16 protein-coding genes and 1 riboswitch are annotated in these 17,995 nt (G+C 36.1%); all 16 genes read left to right on the top strand.

Translation table 11 applies throughout. From position 1 onward, the window contains the following. Positions 1–6 precede the first annotated feature (6 nt). The 16 genes from KZH69_RS15725 (at position 7) to KZH69_RS15650 (ending at position 17,801) form a co-directional block, all read left to right on the top strand. Entirely contained in the window at positions 7–636 is a 630-nt protein-coding gene (locus KZH69_RS15725; RefSeq protein WP_219318430.1) for a hypothetical protein, read from the top strand. A 35-nt stretch (positions 637–671) separates the two neighbouring features. Next, positions 672–1,208 (top strand): alpha/beta hydrolase, encoded by a 537-nt coding sequence (locus KZH69_RS15720; protein WP_219318429.1) that lies wholly within the window; start codon positions 672–674, stop codon positions 1,206–1,208. A 63-nt stretch (positions 1,209–1,271) separates the two neighbouring features. Next, a complete protein-coding gene (locus KZH69_RS15715) occupies positions 1,272–1,682 on the top strand; it encodes an RrF2 family transcriptional regulator (RefSeq protein ID WP_111411123.1) in 411 nt (136 codons plus the stop codon). A gap of 113 nt (positions 1,683–1,795) precedes the next feature. Then, a complete protein-coding gene (locus KZH69_RS15710; protein ID WP_219318428.1) occupies positions 1,796–2,497 on the top strand; it encodes a phosphoadenylyl-sulfate reductase in 702 nt (233 codons plus the stop codon). Between the two features lie 137 nt (positions 2,498–2,634). Beyond that, positions 2,635–3,534, top strand: coding sequence for a sulfate adenylyltransferase subunit CysD (cysD, locus tag KZH69_RS15705; RefSeq protein WP_111411121.1), 900 nt, complete (start codon positions 2,635–2,637; stop codon positions 3,532–3,534). Positions 3,535–3,686: 152 nt separating this feature from the next. After that, on the top strand, positions 3,687–4,931 hold the full coding sequence (locus KZH69_RS15700) for a sulfate adenylyltransferase subunit 1 (protein ID WP_219318427.1): 1,245 nt from the start codon (positions 3,687–3,689) through the stop codon (positions 4,929–4,931). 125 nt (positions 4,932–5,056) lie between these two features. After that, entirely contained in the window at positions 5,057–7,147 is a 2,091-nt protein-coding gene (locus KZH69_RS15695; protein ID WP_219318426.1) for a nitrite/sulfite reductase, read from the top strand. After that, positions 7,140–7,916: a uroporphyrinogen-III C-methyltransferase gene (gene cobA, locus KZH69_RS15690; RefSeq protein ID WP_219318425.1), complete on the top strand. Its 777-nt coding sequence runs from the start codon at positions 7,140–7,142 to the stop codon at positions 7,914–7,916. The genes KZH69_RS15695 and cobA overlap by 8 nt, the downstream gene beginning before the upstream one ends. After that, on the top strand, positions 7,916–8,491 hold the full coding sequence (locus KZH69_RS15685; protein ID WP_219318424.1) for a precorrin-2 dehydrogenase/sirohydrochlorin ferrochelatase family protein: 576 nt from the start codon (positions 7,916–7,918) through the stop codon (positions 8,489–8,491). Before cobA ends, KZH69_RS15685 begins: the two co-directional genes overlap by 1 nt. Before the next feature lie 118 nt (positions 8,492–8,609). Then, on the top strand, positions 8,610–9,662 hold the full coding sequence (locus KZH69_RS15680; RefSeq protein WP_219318423.1) for an NAD(P)/FAD-dependent oxidoreductase: 1,053 nt from the start codon (positions 8,610–8,612) through the stop codon (positions 9,660–9,662). Positions 9,663–9,859: 197 nt separating this feature from the next. After that, a riboswitch (SAM riboswitch) is annotated at positions 9,860–9,967 on the top strand. A gap of 287 nt (positions 9,968–10,254) precedes the next feature. Then, a complete protein-coding gene (locus KZH69_RS15675) occupies positions 10,255–11,256 on the top strand; it encodes a homocysteine S-methyltransferase family protein (protein ID WP_219318422.1) in 1,002 nt (333 codons plus the stop codon). A 71-nt stretch (positions 11,257–11,327) separates the two neighbouring features. Next, positions 11,328–11,819, top strand: a complete 492-nt coding sequence (locus KZH69_RS15670) for a hypothetical protein (protein WP_219318421.1) — start codon at positions 11,328–11,330, stop codon at positions 11,817–11,819. Positions 11,820–12,057: 238 nt separating this feature from the next. After that, entirely contained in the window at positions 12,058–14,832 is a 2,775-nt protein-coding gene (metH, locus tag KZH69_RS15665; protein ID WP_439649468.1) for a methionine synthase, read from the top strand. Between the two features lie 93 nt (positions 14,833–14,925). Beyond that, positions 14,926–15,282 (top strand): four helix bundle protein, encoded by a 357-nt coding sequence (locus KZH69_RS15660; protein WP_219318419.1) that lies wholly within the window; start codon positions 14,926–14,928, stop codon positions 15,280–15,282. A 65-nt stretch (positions 15,283–15,347) separates the two neighbouring features. Beyond that, the gene (gene metF, locus KZH69_RS15655) at positions 15,348–16,304 is read left to right on the top strand and encodes a methylenetetrahydrofolate reductase [NAD(P)H] (RefSeq protein WP_219318418.1); all 957 of its coding nucleotides are present in this window, start codon (positions 15,348–15,350) and stop codon (positions 16,302–16,304) included. An 84-nt stretch (positions 16,305–16,388) separates the two neighbouring features. Continuing rightward, positions 16,389–17,801, top strand: coding sequence for a pyridoxal phosphate-dependent decarboxylase family protein (locus tag KZH69_RS15650; protein ID WP_219318417.1), 1,413 nt, complete (start codon positions 16,389–16,391; stop codon positions 17,799–17,801). Positions 17,802–17,995: the final 194 nt, after the last annotated feature.

Below are 17,995 nucleotides of genomic sequence, written 5' to 3'. Positions count from 1 at the left end.
ACCGAAATGGATTTTGAGAAAAGTGTGATGACTGAAATTTTTCCAAGTTTAGTCGATTCGATTTGTGTTGATAGTAGAAAAATGGATCCTCCTCCTCCAATGGCAGAACCTGTTTTTGACAAAACTGGACATTATGTTAGAACAGATTCAACTAAGGCTACAAAAAAACAAATAAGCGAATATATAAAATGGCAAAAGGAAAGAGATAAACTAGAAAAAGACACATCGACAGTTTTTATCGCGTTTGACCCTTTTCTGAAAAAGCATGAAAAATTAATCGAAGAGTCTAAGTTTTATTTTCCAAAGGTTGAAATTTTTAAGACTAAGAATGTAGAAGAATCTAAATTCAGTTTTGATTTTGAGAAAATTAAATTAAATAATAGATTTAAGTTGAAGAAAATAACTGAATTTCCCAAAGTTGATTTTCCTAGTCGTATTACTGATTTAAAATATAATTTTGTTTTTTCTGGAGTTTTTTATTTATCCAGAATTGAATTTGATAAACAAAAGAAATTGGGTGTTTTAGAAGGTAGTTTTGATTTTTGTGGTAAATGTGGAAGATACTTTATTATTTTGATTAAGAAAGTAAACAACAAATGGGTAATCGACAAATTGCAGTTAACAGGAGTTTCATAAATAATAATTAAAAAATCTAAGTCATTCCTAATTATATGAAACCAAGATTAATCATTTTATCGGATTTGTGGGGAAAAGAAAAATCGGACTGGGTTTCAGTTTATGTAGAACTATTGAAGGATAAGTTCGAAATTCAATATTACGATTGTTGCAAATTGGGTGAAATAGACAAAACTGATTATACCGAAGACAGTCTACATAGTCAGTTTGTTAATGGCGGAATAGAAAAGGCTGTTGAAAATCTTTTGAAAGCCGAAAAGAATGAAATTGATGTTCTAGCCTTTAGCATTGGCGGAACAATTGCTTGGAAAGCTGCTTTAAAGGGATTGAATGTTAGAAGTTTGTTTGCCGTTTCATCAACAAGATTACGGTATGAGGGCGAAACTCCTAATGGATCAATAAAAGGCTATTATGGAGAAAATGACACTAATAAGCCAAACAATGATTGGTTTGAAAAACATTCAATAGATTTTGAGATTATAAAAAATCAGGAGCACGATTTTTATACTGAAATAGATTGTGCAACTTTTATTTGTAACGAAATTTTAAAAAAGATTCATACAATTTGCTGATAAAAGGATAAAGTTTGTAGTTTCGTAACAAATACAATCAAAAATCTACAATTAAAAATCATAATGCTTTCAAAGAAAACAAAATACGGAATAAAAGCACTTACCTTTTTGGCTCGCCAAAAAGATAATACACCTGTTCAAATTGCTGAAATTGCTAAAAATGAACATATTTCGATTAAATTTTTGGAAAGTATTTTGTTACTGCTCAGAAACTCTGGTTTTCTGGGTGCCAAAAAAGGAAAAGGCGGTGGTTACTACTTGATAAAAGACCCAAAAGATATCAGTATGGCCAAAGTATATCGCATTCTCGAAGGACCAATTGCATTGCTTCCGTGCGCAAGTCACAATTTTTATGAAAAATGTGATGATTGTGATGATGAAACGACTTGCGCTGCGCGCCGCTTAATGACTCAGGTTAGGGACAACACCCTTAAGGTACTTGAAAGTAACTCTCTGGCAGACATTGCATTCTAAACTATTAAAATTTATTTAAAAATAATTTTGAATTTAAAAAAAAGTGTTACTTTTGCAAAGTAATCTAGTAAGCCGATAGGGTAATGGATTTAAAATTAAAAGCGAGAATATAAATGAGTACAACAATAGCAAATACTTTATTAGAAAAAACGGCAGGTTTTTCCATTGAGGAAACATTGGCTTTTTTGGCTAATGAATACAATGGGAAAGTGGTTTTTTCGACTTCATTTGGTCAGGAAGATCAGGTTATAACTGCTATGATTGCCAAAAATGATTTGCCAATTACCATTTTTACATTGGATACAGGTAGATTATTTCAAGAAACATATGACGTTTTTCATAGAACAATAAAAAAATACAAAGTAGCGATTCAAACGTATTTTCCGGAGGCCAGCGCTGTAGAAAACTTGTTGAACAAAAAAGGCCCGAATAGTTTTTATGAATCCGTGGAGAATAGAAAAGAATGTTGTTTTATCCGAAAAGTGGCGCCGCTGACCAAAGCTTTGAAAGGAAATGAAATTTGGATTACCGGTTTACGTGCCGAACAATCAGAAAACAGAAATGATTTAGCAGCCTTTGAATATGACGCTCATTTTAATATCATAAAATTCAATCCGTTGTTGAAATGGAGTTTGGCTGATGTTCAAAAATATATTGATGAAAATAATGTACCACAAAATGCCTTGCACAAAAAAGGATTTGTAAGCATTGGTTGTGCACCTTGTACGAGAGCCATTGCCGAAGGAGAAGATATCAGGGCAGGAAGATGGTCTTGGGAATCGAGTCACAAAGAATGTGGTTTACACCAGAAATAGAGCTTAGAAGGCAGAAATCAGAAGGCAGATTTTAGAAAATAGAATAAAGAGAAAAGGAAAAATAATAATAGTTTCAAGATTTTAGCTGAGGTACAACAACCTTAAACTTTAAACTTTAAACTTTTAAACTAATAAAAATGAGTTCAGTTTTAAAAACAAATGCTTTAGAAAGCGAAGCAATTTACATATTCAGAGAAGTTATTTCTCAATTTGACAAACCCGTTTTGCTTTTCTCTGGCGGTAAAGATTCAATTACATTAGTGCGTTTGGCACAAAAAGCATTTTTTCCAGCCAAAATTCCTTTTCCATTGTTACACGTGGATACAGGACACAACTTTCCTGAAACTATTGAATTTAGAGATAAATTGGTGGCTGAATTGGGATTGGAATTAATCGTTCGTAATGTACAGGATGCTATTGATGAAGGTAAAGTGGTTGAAGAATCTGGGAAATATTCCAGTAGAAACAGTTTGCAAACGACGACATTATTGGACGCTATCGAAGAATTTAAATTTGACGCTTGTATTGGTGGAGCACGTCGTGACGAGGAAAAAGCAAGAGCTAAAGAACGTATTTTTTCTGTTCGTGATGATTTTGGTCAGTGGGATGAAAAAAACCAACGCCCTGAATTGTTTGACCTTTTGAACGGAAAAATTGAAAATGGACAAAACGTACGTGTTTTTCCAATTTCAAACTGGACTGAATTGGATGTTTGGAGTTATATCGAACAAGAGCAAATCGAAATTCCATCGATTTACTTTTCACACAAACGTAAAGTTTTTTTGAGAGACGGTTTAATTTGGTCACACTCTCCTTTTGTGTACCAAGAAGAAGACGAACAAATCGAAGAAAGAATTGTTCGCTTCAGAACCGTTGGAGATATGAGTTGTACTGCCGCTGTTGAATCATATGCAGCAACCATTCAGGAAGTAGTTGGAGAGATTCGTACTTCGACTATTTCTGAAAGAGGAGCCAGAATTGACGACAAACGTTCTGAGGCTGCAATGGAGAAAAGAAAACAACAAGGGTACTTTTAGAAAAATGTTGTTGGTTGATGGTTTTTAGTTGATAGTTCAATGATAAAATTGGAGCCAATTTCATAAAAAGAAGTTTTAATATTTTGAGTGGTTTAGTTTCTGGTGTGAAAACCCAACAACCGACAACCAACAACCAATAACTTATAAAAAAAATGGAAGTTTTAAAAATAGCAACAGCAGGAAGCGTAGATGACGGGAAAAGTACTTTAATCGGGAGATTATTATACGATACAAAATCATTGACTACAGATAAGATTGAAGCAATAGAAAAAAGCAGTAAACAAAAAGGATACGATTACCTGGATTTTTCTTTGGCTACCGATGGTTTGGTTGCCGAAAGAGAGCAAGGAATTACAATAGATGTAGCGCATATTTATTTTTCTACAGCGAAAAAAAGTTACATTATTGCCGATACTCCGGGTCACGTAGAATATACTCGTAATATGGTTACCGGAGCTTCGACTTCACAAGTATCTATCATTTTGATTGATGCACGTAAAGGTGTAATTGAGCAAACGTATCGTCACTTTTTTATCAATAATTTATTGAGAGTAAAAGATGTAATTGTTGCGGTAAACAAAATGGATTTGGTTGATTATTCGGAAGAAGTTTATAACAAAATCAAAGCTGATTTTCAAGCATTAAATGCAAAAAGCGCTTACAAAGAACAAAACGTAAGTTACATTCCGTTAAGTGCTTTGACAGGAGATAATGTAGTAGATACATTAGGAAAAATGCCTTGGTACACAGGACAGACTATCCTACAACATTTAGAAGCTTTAGAGTCAAAAGATGTTTACGATAATGGACAGGCACGTTTTCCTGTTCAAACAGTTATTCGCCCAAAAACTGAGGAATACCACGATTTTAGAGGATATGCCGGGAAATTATACGGCAATAATATTAAAGTTGGAGATGCAGTAACGGTTCTTCCTTCTTTGACAGAATCGAAAGTGACTAACATTCACTTTTTCGACCAGCAATTTGATGAAGCGAGTGTTGGTTCTTCCATCACTATTGAATTAGAAAATGACATCAATGTAACGAGAGGTGATATGATTGTAAAATCAAATGAACTTCCTAAAATTGAGAAAGATATCACGACAACGGTTTGTTGGATGGACAGCAAAAAATTAGTGGCAGGTGCAAAATATTTTGTGCAGCACAATACCAATAGAGTTTTGGCTAAAATTGACAGCGTGAAAAACGTAATCGCAACCGATTATTCTGGGACAACTCCAGCGTCTCAATTAGCAATAAATGAAATTGGAGAAGTAACCATTAAATTGAGTAAAGCTATCTATTTTGATGCTTACAATGATAATAAATCAAATGGAGCTTTCATCTTAATTGATGCCGCAACCAATACAACAGCAGGAGTTGGATTTATTAAATAGTTTTTTAAGCTATCAGCTATGGGCTTTGAGCCTAGAGCTTTTGAATAATTAATATTTAGAGTAAATCTCAAAAGATACAAGTTTAAAATACAGATAACAGCCCAAAGCTCAAAGCTAAAAAAGATATGCAAAGTTTTAGAACAGAAATAGAGGACCCAATTGTCCAAAAAGAGATTATCGATTTAGAGAAAAAGATTTTTTCTTTCCGCAGTGGACAAATTGATGATGAGCGTTTTCGTAGTCTTCGTTTAGCACGTGGTATTTACGGTCAACGTCAGGAAGGCGTGCAAATGATCCGTATTAAATTGCCTTACGGAAAAGTGTCTAGCGAACAATTGAGAAGAATTACCGATGTGTCTGAAAAATATTCAACAGGTCGTTTGCATATTACAACGCGTCAGGATATTCAAATTCACTATGTGAGTTTGGACAGAACGCCTGAACTTTGGGCAGATTTGGCCAAAGATGATATTACATTGAGAGAAGCTTGTGGAAACACGGTAAGAAATATTACGGCTAGTGAAACTGCCGGAATTGATATAGATGAGCCATTTGATGTGTCGCCTTATGCACACGCTTTGTTTCAATATTTATTACGTAACCCAATTTGTCAAGAAATGGGACGTAAGTTCAAAATATCATTCTCATCTTCTGATAAAGATACCGCTTTGAGTTATTTGCACGATTTAGGATTCATTCCAAAAATTGTAAATGGTGAAAAAGGTTTCAAAATAATGTTGGGTGGAGGTTTAGGTTCACAGCCAAGCCACGCCGAATTGCTTTCAGAATTTGTGCCAGTCAACCAAATTATCCCGACTGCCGAAGGTGTAATTAGAGTTTTTGACCGTCACGGAGAAAGAGCAAAACGTTTGAAAGCGCGTTTGAAATTCTTAATCAAAGATTTGGGACGTGACGAATTTATGCGTTTGGTTGACGAAGAGAAAAAAGCATTGGCTTTCCATACATACGAAATAGACACTACTGATTTTGGAGGAGCAATTACAGAACCTTTATTGGAAGTACCTTCAGTAACGATTGATAATGTTGAAGCTTATGAAGCTTGGAAAAAATCGAATGTAATAGCACAAAAACAAACTGGATATGTTGCTATTGGAATTAAAATTCTTTTAGGCGATTTTTATATAGACAAAGCAAGATTATTGGCTGATTTGGTTAAAAATTATGGAGCCAATGAATTGCGTTTTTCATTAAGACAAAATATACTTATCCGTAATATCAAAGAAGAAAACCTTCCTTTTTTCTATCAGGAATTAGCCAAATTGGATTTTGTGACTTTAGGATATAATTCGATAGCAGATATTACCGCTTGTCCGGGAACTGATACCTGTAATTTAGGAATTGCAAGCAGTACTGGAATTGCAGAAGAATTGGAAAAAGTTATAGCAGCCGAATATCCACAATTTAATAACAATGTGGATATTGCCATAAAAATTAGTGGTTGTATGAATGCCTGCGGACAGCACAATATGTCCGAAATAGGTTTTCAAGGAATGTCCATCAATGCTGGAAAACTGGTAGCTCCAGCACTTCAGGTATTGTTGGGAGGAAAGAATATAGGAAATGGTGTTGGGCGTTTTTCGGATAAAGTAATCAAAATTCCAAGCAGAAGAGGACCAGATGCCTTGCGATTAATCTTAAATGATTTTGAAGCTAATGGAAACGGACAACCATTTGTGGATTATTACGATGCCAAAGGAGAGAAATATTTCTATGAGTTCTTGAAACCGTTGGCAGATGTGACTAATTTGACCGAAGCTGATTTTGTGGATTGGGGAAATGCCGATAACTACGTAAAAGCAGTTGGAGTTGGAGAATGTGCTGGTGTTGTAATTGATTTAGTGGCTACATTATTGTTTGAAGCCAAAGATAAATTAACTTTTGCTTACGAAGCTTTACAAGAAGAAAAATGGGCTGATGCGATTTATTTGTCTTATGCCGGATTTGTAAACGGAGCCAAAGCATTGTTATTGGCCGAAAACGAAAAAACAAACCACCACGCAGGAATTATTGATTTGTTTGATACTGTTTTCATCGAAAGTAAAAAAATAGAGTTAGGTTCAGCTTTCAAAGATTTGGTTTATCAAATCAAAGCCAACGAACCATCTGAGACGTTTGCCAAAAAATACATTGAAGATGCTGTATCTTTCTTCGGAAAGATTGAAGCATACAGATCAAAAGATTTAGCTAATGCATAAAATGATACAACCCAAAGTAACTTTAGTGGGCGCAGGACCTGGCGACCCAGACTTGCTTACGCTGAAAGGCTTAAAAGCACTTGCTGAAGCGAATGTGGTTTTGTATGATGCCTTGGCCAATGAGGAAATAATGAAGTATGCTCCTCAAAATTCCATAAAAGTATTTGTGGGGAAGAGAATTGGGTGTCACGAATATTCGCAAGCTCAAATCAATCAGCTGATTGTGGATAATGCGCTTACTTACGGTCACGTGGTTCGGTTAAAAGGAGGAGACCCATTTATCTTTGGAAGAGGAAGCGAGGAAATAGAGTACGCAGAAAGTTTTGGAATCGCTACATTTGTAGTGCCCGGAATTTCATCGGCGATTGCAGTTCCCGCTTATCAGGGAATTTCATTGACCAAAAGAGGAACTTCCGAAAGTTTTTGGGTAATCACAGGAACCACTTCCAACAGAAATTTGTCTAGTGATTTCGTTCTAGCAGCAAAATCATCAGCAACTGTTGTGATTTTAATGGGAATGAGTAAACTATCACAAATTGTTAGTTTATTTCAAAAAGAATCCAAAGGAGAAACACCCGTTGCAATTATTCAAAACGGAACAACACCAAATGAAAAAATAGGCGTTGGAACAATTGACACGATTCAAGAAGTGGTTGCCGAAAATAATTTAAGCTCGCCTGCAATTATTGTGATTGGAGAAGTGGTCAAAGAAAGCAATCAGTTAAAAGGTTTTTACGAAGAATTTGTAGCCGCCGAAATAAAATTATAATGGAAAGAAACGAATTATATCCCATTTTTTTAAAACTGCACAACCTCAATGTTCTTATTGTGGGTGGAGGAAATGTAGGGTTAGAAAAGTTGTCTTTTATGTTAAAATCCAGTCCCAATGCTAATGTTGAGGTAGTGGCGCCAAAGTTCTTGCCAGAATTGGAAGCATTAGTCGAAAAACATCCTTCGGTTAAATTGACCAAAGCAAAGTTCAAGAAAAAAATGCTCAAAAAACGCAATATGGTCATAGCTTGCACTGATGATTTGAAAGTAAATAAACGAGTGTATGATTTGTCCCGAAAAAGATATCTCATTTGCAATATTGCGGACACACCTGATTTATGCGATTATTATTTGGGTGGCATTGTAACCAAAGGAAACGTAAAAATTGCCATTTCGACTAATGGAAAATCACCAACAACGGCTAAAAGATTAAGGGAGTTTTTTGAAGAAGTAATTCCAGAGGACATTAATAAAATGGTTCAAAATCTGAATGAATATCGCAAAACCTTAAAAGGCAATTTCGAAGAAAAAGTTCAAAAAATGAACGATATTACAGCAAGTTTGAAAAAATAATGAATACAGAAATAACGAATCAAATTCTGTGATAATTGTCATATTCAGAAATTGAAAGCATTCGTTTATTTGCACGCTAAATTGAAAATAATTAATAAAAGAGTAAAATTTAAATATAATGGTTAAAACAGACATACTTATAATAGGAGCTGGGCCAACAGGTCTATTTGCCGTTTTCGAAGCAGGATTGTTAAAATTAAAATGTCATATTCTGGATGCCTTACCACAACCTGGAGGACAATTATCAGAGTTGTATCCAAAGAAGCCTATCTATGATATTCCAGGATTTCCTGAAGTGTTGGCGGGCGATTTGGTGGATAATTTAATGGAACAAATCAAGCAATTCGAACCTGGATTTACTCTTGGTGAGCGTGCAGAAACTATCGAAAAACAAGAAGATGGTAGTTTTATTGTTACCTCAAATAAAGGAAAGAAATTCCATGCACCCGTTATTGCCATTGCGGGTGGATTAGGAAGTTTTGAACCAAGAAAACCTTTAATCGAAGATATCGAATTTTACGAAGATAAAGGAGTGAAATACTTTATCAAAAATCCAGAGAAATTTAGAGACAAAAGGGTCGTAATATCCGGAGGAGGAGATTCAGCATTAGACTGGAGTATTTTCTTGGCGAATGTAGCTTCAGAAGTAACTTTGATTCACAGAAGAAACGAATTCCGTGGGGCATTAGATTCTGTAGAAAAAGTACAGGAATTGAAATCTGCCGGAAAAATCAAAATGATTACTCCAGGTGAAGTAATAGGATTAAACGGAGCTGAGCATTTAGAGTCTGTTGATGTAGATATTGATGGAGCACATCAAAACATCCCAACCGATTATTTTATTCCACTTTTTGGATTGACACCAAAATTGGGGCCAATCGCACATTGGGGATTGGAAATAGAAAAAAATGCAATCAAAGTAAACAATGCTTTGGATTATCAAACAAATATCCCTGGAATTTTTGCGATTGGTGACGTAAATACGTATCCAGGAAAACTAAAATTGATTCTTTGCGGATTCCACGAAGCCACATTAATGTGTCAAGCGGCCTACCAAATTATCAATCCTGGTAAAAAATATGTAATGAAATACACCACCGTTTCTGGTGTTGACGGATTCGACGGTACTCGTAAAGAAGCTCCAAAAGCGGTAGTGAAAGCTATTGTTTAAGTTGCTGAGTTACTAAGAAACTAAGATTTTTATAAAAGCTCAAACTTGTAATACGGTTTGAGCTTTTTATTTATCGTTATTGAGTATAAAAGATTCACAAATTTGGCTTAATAACTTAGCCTCTAAGAATCTTAAAAAAAAATACTTGCAAGTGGCAAGGCTATTTCATAACTTTGCGCCGTTCCTATTTTTATTGAAAGTTATCACGAAAGGCGGAGGGAAAAGACCCGATGAAACCTTAGCAACCTCCCGTCCTTACGAGAAAGGTGCTACATTCTACCACGCATTGCGCGGATAGATAACACAAGAATACATCCCTGTATTTTTCAAACCTTTTCCTGACAACATTTCGATAATTTTTTTAGAGCGAATGATTGGCGCATTTTTTGCAGTCAACGTTCCCGCTTTCCGTTGCAATCTTTTTGTTTTTAAAGAAAAAACAAAAAGGATTTTCACTGCAAACGAAGTTCACTGAACTCCTATGAAAATAGAAATTAAGTGAAGTAATCGGGGCTAAAGAGTTAAAATAGTGATTTTTTGGAAATAATAATAAAGCTTTGCGCCCTCGCGACTTAGCGGTTTAAAATAAGTTATGTCAACAATTCAAGAAGAAATAAAAAAGAGAATACTCGTGCTCGACGGAGCAATGGGAACCATGCTGCAACGTTATAATTTCTCCGAAGAAGATTTTCGTGGCGATCGATTCAAAGATTTTCCACATCCGCTAAAAGGAAACAACGATTTATTGTCCTTGACGCAACCACAAGCCATCAAAGCAGTGCACGCCGCTTATTTTGAAGCTGGAGCCGATATTGTGGAAACCAACACTTTTTCAGGAACCACCATCGGAATGGCGGATTATCATCTGGAAGAATACGTTTATGAATTGAACTACGAATCGGCCAAACTAGCCCGTGAAGTAGCTGACGAATTCACCGCCAAAAATCCAAATCAACCTCGTTTTGTTGCCGGTTCAATAGGCCCGACAAACCGTACGGCGAGTATGTCACCAGACGTGAACGATCCGGGATACAGAGCGGTAACTTTTGATGATTTGCGAATTGCCTACAAACAACAAGTAGAAGCCTTACTAGACGGCGGTTGCGATTTGTTATTGGTAGAAACTATTTTTGATACTCTAAATGCCAAAGCGGCACTTTTTGCAATTGAAGAAGTAAAAGAAGAACGCCATATTGATATTCCAATTATGGTTTCCGGAACAATAACGGATGCTTCGGGAAGAACACTTTCGGGACAGACGGTGGAAGCCTTTTTGGTTTCGGTATCGCATATACCGTTGTTGAGCGTAGGATTCAATTGCGCCCTTGGTGCCGATTTATTGAAACCGTATTTGCAAACCTTGTCGCATAACACCTCTTTCAACGTTTCGGCGCATCCCAATGCTGGATTGCCAAACGCCTTTGGAGAATACGATGAAACACCAGAGGAAATGCAAGCACAAATTAAAAGTTATTTAGACGATAATTTAATCAACATCATAGGAGGCTGTTGCGGAACAACTCCAAATCATATTAAGTTGATTGCTGATATAGCGAAAGATTATAAGCCGAGAGTTTCGACGGCGGTGATGTAATTAATAATTTGAAAATGTGTAGAGTTTACAAATTCGTATTGTTAGGGAAGTAATTTTTTTAAAAACAATTTATGAAAAACACAGGTATTCCAAAATGGATTGAAGAAACTCTTTTTCAATGTGATGTTACTAGCGAAAATTATAATTATAAAGAGCTTAATGTAGTTTGGTATGATAAAATCAATAGAGAAAATTCAATAAGAATTAAGTCGCACGATTTTTTTATGCTTGTTAAGAAAGGAGAAGGATTCGAACGAATTAAAAACACCTTTGATGGATGGTCTTTAAGTTCTAGGTCTTTAGAGCAAGTTTTAAAAGAAAATGTGATATTGTTTTTTACAGATTTTGTAGTAATTGATTCTATTCATTGTCAAGGAAATTTTGAAAAAGAAACAAATTTGAAATCTTGGACTGAGTTATTTAGAAGATTATCTATTCCTAATTATGAAATTGCAAGACATAGACTTAAGGAAGCAAAACAAATGGACGATTTTTTTGATTTAACGGAGTTTCAATTACTTCAAACGGAAAATTTATCCAGATTTATTAATAGTTTAGAATAGATATTTTCTCTACTAGCGTGAGTCCGATAGCGTCCGATAGCGCGGATTTGCAATCCGTGCCCACAAAGAGAATCAAATAAAGGTTTTGGATGAAACTAAAACTTAATTTTTTGCAGAATGTCGCGTGAGGGATAGCAGAGGAAAGCCCAGAGATCAATAGAGTGATAATGGAATTGATCGAGGACTTGAAACGAATAGCCCGACCCTTGTGGACACGCCCAAATAAAGTTGAAATTAAATAAAATATACCTACAGTTTTTTAGACCGTAGACAAAATAATAAAAACTTAGAATCTAAGCTACTTAGAAACTTAGTAACTCAAAATAAAAAAATGGGACACAATAAACATAGAAGAAACCTTGTATTATCGGGATTGGAACCTTTGATCATTACACCAGACAGCGTATTTGTGAATGTAGGGGAGCGAACCAATGTGACAGGTTCAAGAAAGTTCCTTCGATTGATCAAGGAGGAAAAATATGAGGAAGCACTTGATATTGCTAGACAACAGGTAGTAGGAGGCGCGCAAATCATCGATATCAATATGGATGAGGGAATGCTAGACGGTGTTTATGCAATGACCAAATTCCTGAATTTGATTGCTGCCGAGCCAGATATTTCTCGTGTGCCCATTATGATTGACAGTTCGAAATGGGAAATCATTGAGGCTGGTTTGAAAGTCGTGCAGGGAAAATGTGTGGTAAACTCGATTTCGTTAAAAGAAGGAGAAGAACGATTCATTCACCATGCCAATTTAATCAAGCGTTACGGCGCTGCTGTGATTGTAATGGCTTTTGATGAGGTGGGACAAGCCGATAATTACGATCGTAGAATCGAAATTTGCCAACGTTCGTATGATATTTTGGTTAATAAAGTGCATTTTCCACCACAAGATATCATCTTCGATTTGAATATATTTCCCGTAGCGACTGGTATGGAGGAACACCGCTTGAATGCTTTGGATTTCTTTAGGGGAACCAAATGGGTTCGAGAAAATTTACCGCACGCGCACATTAGTGGTGGGGTGAGTAACGTTTCGTTTTCGTTTAGAGGAAATGACACGGTGAGAGAAGCGATGCACTCGGTTTTCTTGTATCACGCGATTCAAAACGGAATGACAATGGGAATTGTAAATCCTGAGATGTTATCGATTTACGATGAGATTCCAAAAGATTTGTTGGAACATGTAGAGGATGTAATTCTAGACAGACGCGACGATGCAACAGAACGTTTATTGGATTTTGCCGAAAATGTAAAAGGCGATGCCAAAAGCAATGAAGTTGCTATACAGGAATGGCGTTCGGGAACAGTTCAGGAAAGAATCACGCATTCTTTGGTAAAAGGAGTGGATGCTTTTATTGAAATTGATGTTGAAGAGGCTCGTCAAGCCGCCGCAAAACCTATCGAAGTTATCGAAATCAATTTGATGACAGGAATGAATGTTGTGGGAGATTTGTTTGGTAGCGGTAAAATGTTTTTGCCACAGGTGGTAAAATCGGCTCGTGTGATGAAAAAAGCGGTGGCGTATTTATTGCCGTTTATTGAAGCGGCTAAACAGGTAGGCGACAAATCAGGAAACGGAAAAATCTTGATGGCAACCGTAAAAGGAGACGTACACGATATTGGTAAAAATATTGTTTCGGTGGTATTGGCGTGTAATAATTATGAGATCGTAGATTTAGGCGTTATGGTGCCTCCTGAAAAAATTATTGCCGCAGCTATCGAACACAACGTAGACATTATTGGATTGAGCGGATTAATCACGCCGTCATTGGACGAAATGGTGTATCTCGCCAAAGAATTGGATAAAAGAGACATTAAAATTCCGGTTATGATTGGTGGTGCAACGACTTCGCGCGCGCATACTGCCGTGAAAATTGCTCCTCAATACAGACAAACGGTGATTCACGTAAACGATGCGTCGAGAGCTGTAACTGTTGCAGGAAACTTATTGGATCACAACAGAAAAATTTATGCAAGCGATATTCGTGCCGAATACGATGCGTTTAGAGAAACATTCTTGAACCGTTCGCGTGACAAGAATTTCTTGACCATTGAACAAGCCCGTAAAAATAAATTACAATTGGATTGGAGACATTTCGAACCTGTAAAACCAAAAGTTATTGGCGAGCAAATTGTTGAAGTGGATTTGGATGTATTAGTTCCGTATATCGATTGGACTCCGTTTTTTAGGACTTGGGAATTGTTCGGAAAATATCCGGCGATTTTGACGGATGAAGTTGTGGGTGAACAAGCCACTTCTGTTTTTGCGGATGCTCAGGCAATGTTGGAAGTGATTTTGAAAGAGAAAAAATTACAAGCCAAAGGAATCTACGGAATTTTCCCTGCCAACCAAGTCAACGATGATGATATTGAATTGACTGATGAAAAAGGAAAACCATTGCAAACATTCTTGACTTTGCGTCAGCAGTCACAAAAAACAAAAGGAGCTCCAAATATCGCTTTAGCTGATTTTATTGCTCCAAAAGAGAGCGGAAAAGTGGATTATATGGGAGCATTTTGCGTTACCACCGGTTTTGGCGTTGACGAATGGGCGGCTGAATTCGAGAAGGATTTGGACGATTACAATTCGATTATGGTCAAAGCTTTGGCGGATCGTTTTGCAGAAGCATTCGCCGAATATTTACACGAAAAAATCCGTAAAGAAATCTGGGGTTATGCAGCCGATGAGGTTTTGAGTAAACAGGCACTTATTGAAGAAGATTATAAAGGAATTCGTCCAGCACCGGGTTATCCTGCTTGCCCAGATCACTTAGAAAAACCAACAATTTGGAAACTGTTGAACGTAGAGGCAGCAATTGGAGTGATCTTGACCGAAAGTATGGCAATGTGGCCGGCTTCTTCGGTTTCGGGATACTATTTTGGAAATCCAGAAAGTAAGTATTTTGGTCTTGGAAAAATAAAAGAAGACCAAGTTATTGATTACGCCAAACGAAGAAGCGTTTCAACCGATGTTGCCATGAAATGGCTGAATCCAAATATTGCAGATTAGGTTTTAGTTGTTTGTTGATGGTTGTTGGATTTTCTAATAAGCTAATACATTTCATTAACAAATAACTACCATCCAACAACTAAATAAAAAAAAATGGAATACAGTAAATTAGAGGTTTGGATAGAAGCTAGAAAATTGGTGAATCTGTTATATGATTCATCCAAATTATTTCCAAAAGAAGAATTATTTGGTTTGACTAATCAAATGCGAAGAGCTGCAGTTTCTATACCTTCAAATACAGCAGAAGGCTGTGGAAGGCAAACGTCTAAAGACACTATAAACTTTCTTCATATTTCAAGAGGATCATTATATGAATTAGAAACACAATACTATTTAGCTTTTGATCAAAAATATATTGATGAAAACAATTTTAATATTGCTTTTGGACAGATTCAAATTTGTAAAAAACTTTTAAACGGGTTTATAAACTATTATAAAAATAAAATTTAGTTAATGGATATAGTTACTGGCTTTCAACCATCAACCATCAACCATCAACTTTCAACTATAAAAAAATGAAAGTAACACAACATATAGAAAATGCCAAAGGAGAAACGTTATTCTCTTTCGAAATTATTCCACCGCAAAAAGGCAAAAGCATTCAGGAATTATACGATAATATCGATCCGTTGATGGAGTTCAAACCGCCATTTATAGATGTAACGACTTCACGTGAGGAGTATATTTATGTGGATAAAGGCAATGGTTTATTGGAAAAAAAACTGACTAGAATGCGTCCTGGAACCTTGGGGATTTGCGCTTCTATTAAACACAAATATAATGTGGATACGGTTCCTCACGTGCTCTGTGGCGGTTTCACCAAAGAGGAAACGGAATATTTATTGGTCGATTGTCATTATTTAGGAATTGACAATGTTATGGCGCTTCGTGGTGATGCCATGAAAGACGAACAGTCGTTTGTAGCCAAAGAAGGGGGAAATAATTATGCATCCGACTTAGTAAGTCAAATTTATCAATTGAATAACGGAAAGTATTTACACGATGTAATGGACATCGACAACAAAGCTGATTTTTGTATTGGTGTGGCCGGTTATCCAGAGAAACACTTAGAATCACCTTCTTTAATATCAGATTTAAAAAGACTAAAAGAAAAAGTAGATGCCGGAGCCGATTATGTTGTAACTCAAATGTTTTTTGACAATGCCAAATATTTTGAGTTTGTTGCCAAAGCACGTGAAATGGGAATTTCCGTTCCTATTATTCCGGGAATAAAACCGATTGCAGTGCAAAGACATTTACAAGTTTTACCTCAGATTTTCCGTATCGATTTACCGGAAGATTTAATAAGTGCAGTTGATAAATGCAAGAACAATGCCGAAATACGCCAAGTAGGTATCGAGTGGGCTATCCAACAATCAATTGAATTGAAAGCTGCTGGAGTTCCTGTGTTGCATTATTATTCTATGGGAAAATCAGAAAATATTCGACAAATAGCGAGTCAGGTTTTTTAAATAAAAAGTTATTATTAATTTCAATTTGAATTACTCGATTGGTTATTTTTAACTAATCGAGTATTTTTTTACAACAATAATCAAATGAATCCCACCCTCCAACAAGATGTAAAAGACATTGAAATCATTCTGGAAAAAGTAAAACAACAAGGAATTGATTTTCTGAATAGTATTAATGATGTTCCGACTTCAACCCAAAATACAATAACGACCAATAGGAATCTAAACGATTCTGGTTTGGGAGCATTATCAGCCTTGGAAGAGTTTAATCAACGTTTGGCTTCTTTGATGGTTTCTCAGGCAGGCCCTAGATATTGGGGTTTTGTTACTGGAGGAGCGACACCAGCTTCTATCGTTGGTGATTGGCTGACGACGATTTATGATCCAAATGCGCAAGCCACAAAAGCACAAGGAGGTGTTTCTGCTTTGATTGAAATGGAAAGCATTAACTTATTGTTGCAATTATTGGATTTGCCAAAATCATTTTTAGGCGGATTTGTGACAGGCGCTACAATGTCAAATTTTACAAGCTTGGCGGTGGCTAGACAATGGTTTGGAAAACAATTGGGTCATGATTTTGCAAAAAATGGAATTACTGCTCCTCTAAATATTCTTTCGGCTACGCCACATTCATCTTCGGTAAAATGTTTGGCAATGTTGGGAATTGGCAGTCAGAATTTTACCAAAATAAAAACAGTTGAAGGAAATCGGGAAGCCATTGATATAACCGTTTTGGAGCAAAATATAAAAAGTTTAAACGGTCAGCCTTTTATTCTAATATCAAGTGCTGGAACTGTAAATACGGCTGATTTTGATGATTTCGTTGCAATCACAAAGCTCAAAGAAAAATACAATTTTTGGTGGCATATTGATGCCGCTTTCGGAGGTTTTGCCGCTTGTTCTCCAAAATACAAACATTTGGTAAACGGTTGGGAAAACGCGGACAGTATAACCATAGATTGCCATAAATGGTTGAATGTTCCTTACGAAAGTGCTTTTTATTTGGTAAAAGAGCAGCATAAAAATCTTCAGGTGGAAACGTTTCAAAATTCGAATGCCCCATATTTGGGAGATCCATTGGAGAATTTTAGTTATTTGAATTTCTTGCCTGAAAATTCCAGACGATTAAAAGCTTTGCCTGTTTGGTTTTCACTATTGGCGTATGGAAAGAAAGGATTCCAAGACATTGTAGAAAATAGTGTTGAAATGGCATTGCAGTTGGATGTCTTTATAACTAATGATGAAAGCTTTGAACTATTGGCACCAACCCGCCTCAATAATGTTTGTTTTACTTTGGCAGGAGAGCACAATCAGGAAAAAGTCAATTTATTTTTGACGCATCTCAATGATAAAGGAAAAGTGTTTATGACGCCAACAGTATATCAAAACCGAAAAGGGATTCGAGCTTCGTTTGTCAATTGGAGAACGACCGAATTTGATGTTCAGTTGGCGATAGCGGAGATGAAAGCTAGTGTTTTGGAGTTGGGAATTGAGTAAATTGGAAATTCTTAATGCATTACATTTTTTCAATCAAATAAAATAAAAAAACAAGCTCGTTTAAATCGACACTGTCCCATAAAGTGTGTAAGTTGAAAAGTCAAGGCTTCGGTTTTATAATCGGAGCCTTTTATCAAATATAAGGGTAAATTGGTTTAAAACAATTCCCCAATTTTGAATAGGCATCGTCCATT

Source organism: Flavobacterium taihuense (assembly GCF_019351435.1).
Lineage (GTDB): Bacteria > Bacteroidota > Bacteroidia > Flavobacteriales > Flavobacteriaceae > Flavobacterium > Flavobacterium taihuense.
This window is presented reverse-complemented; position numbering and strand designations above follow the sequence as displayed.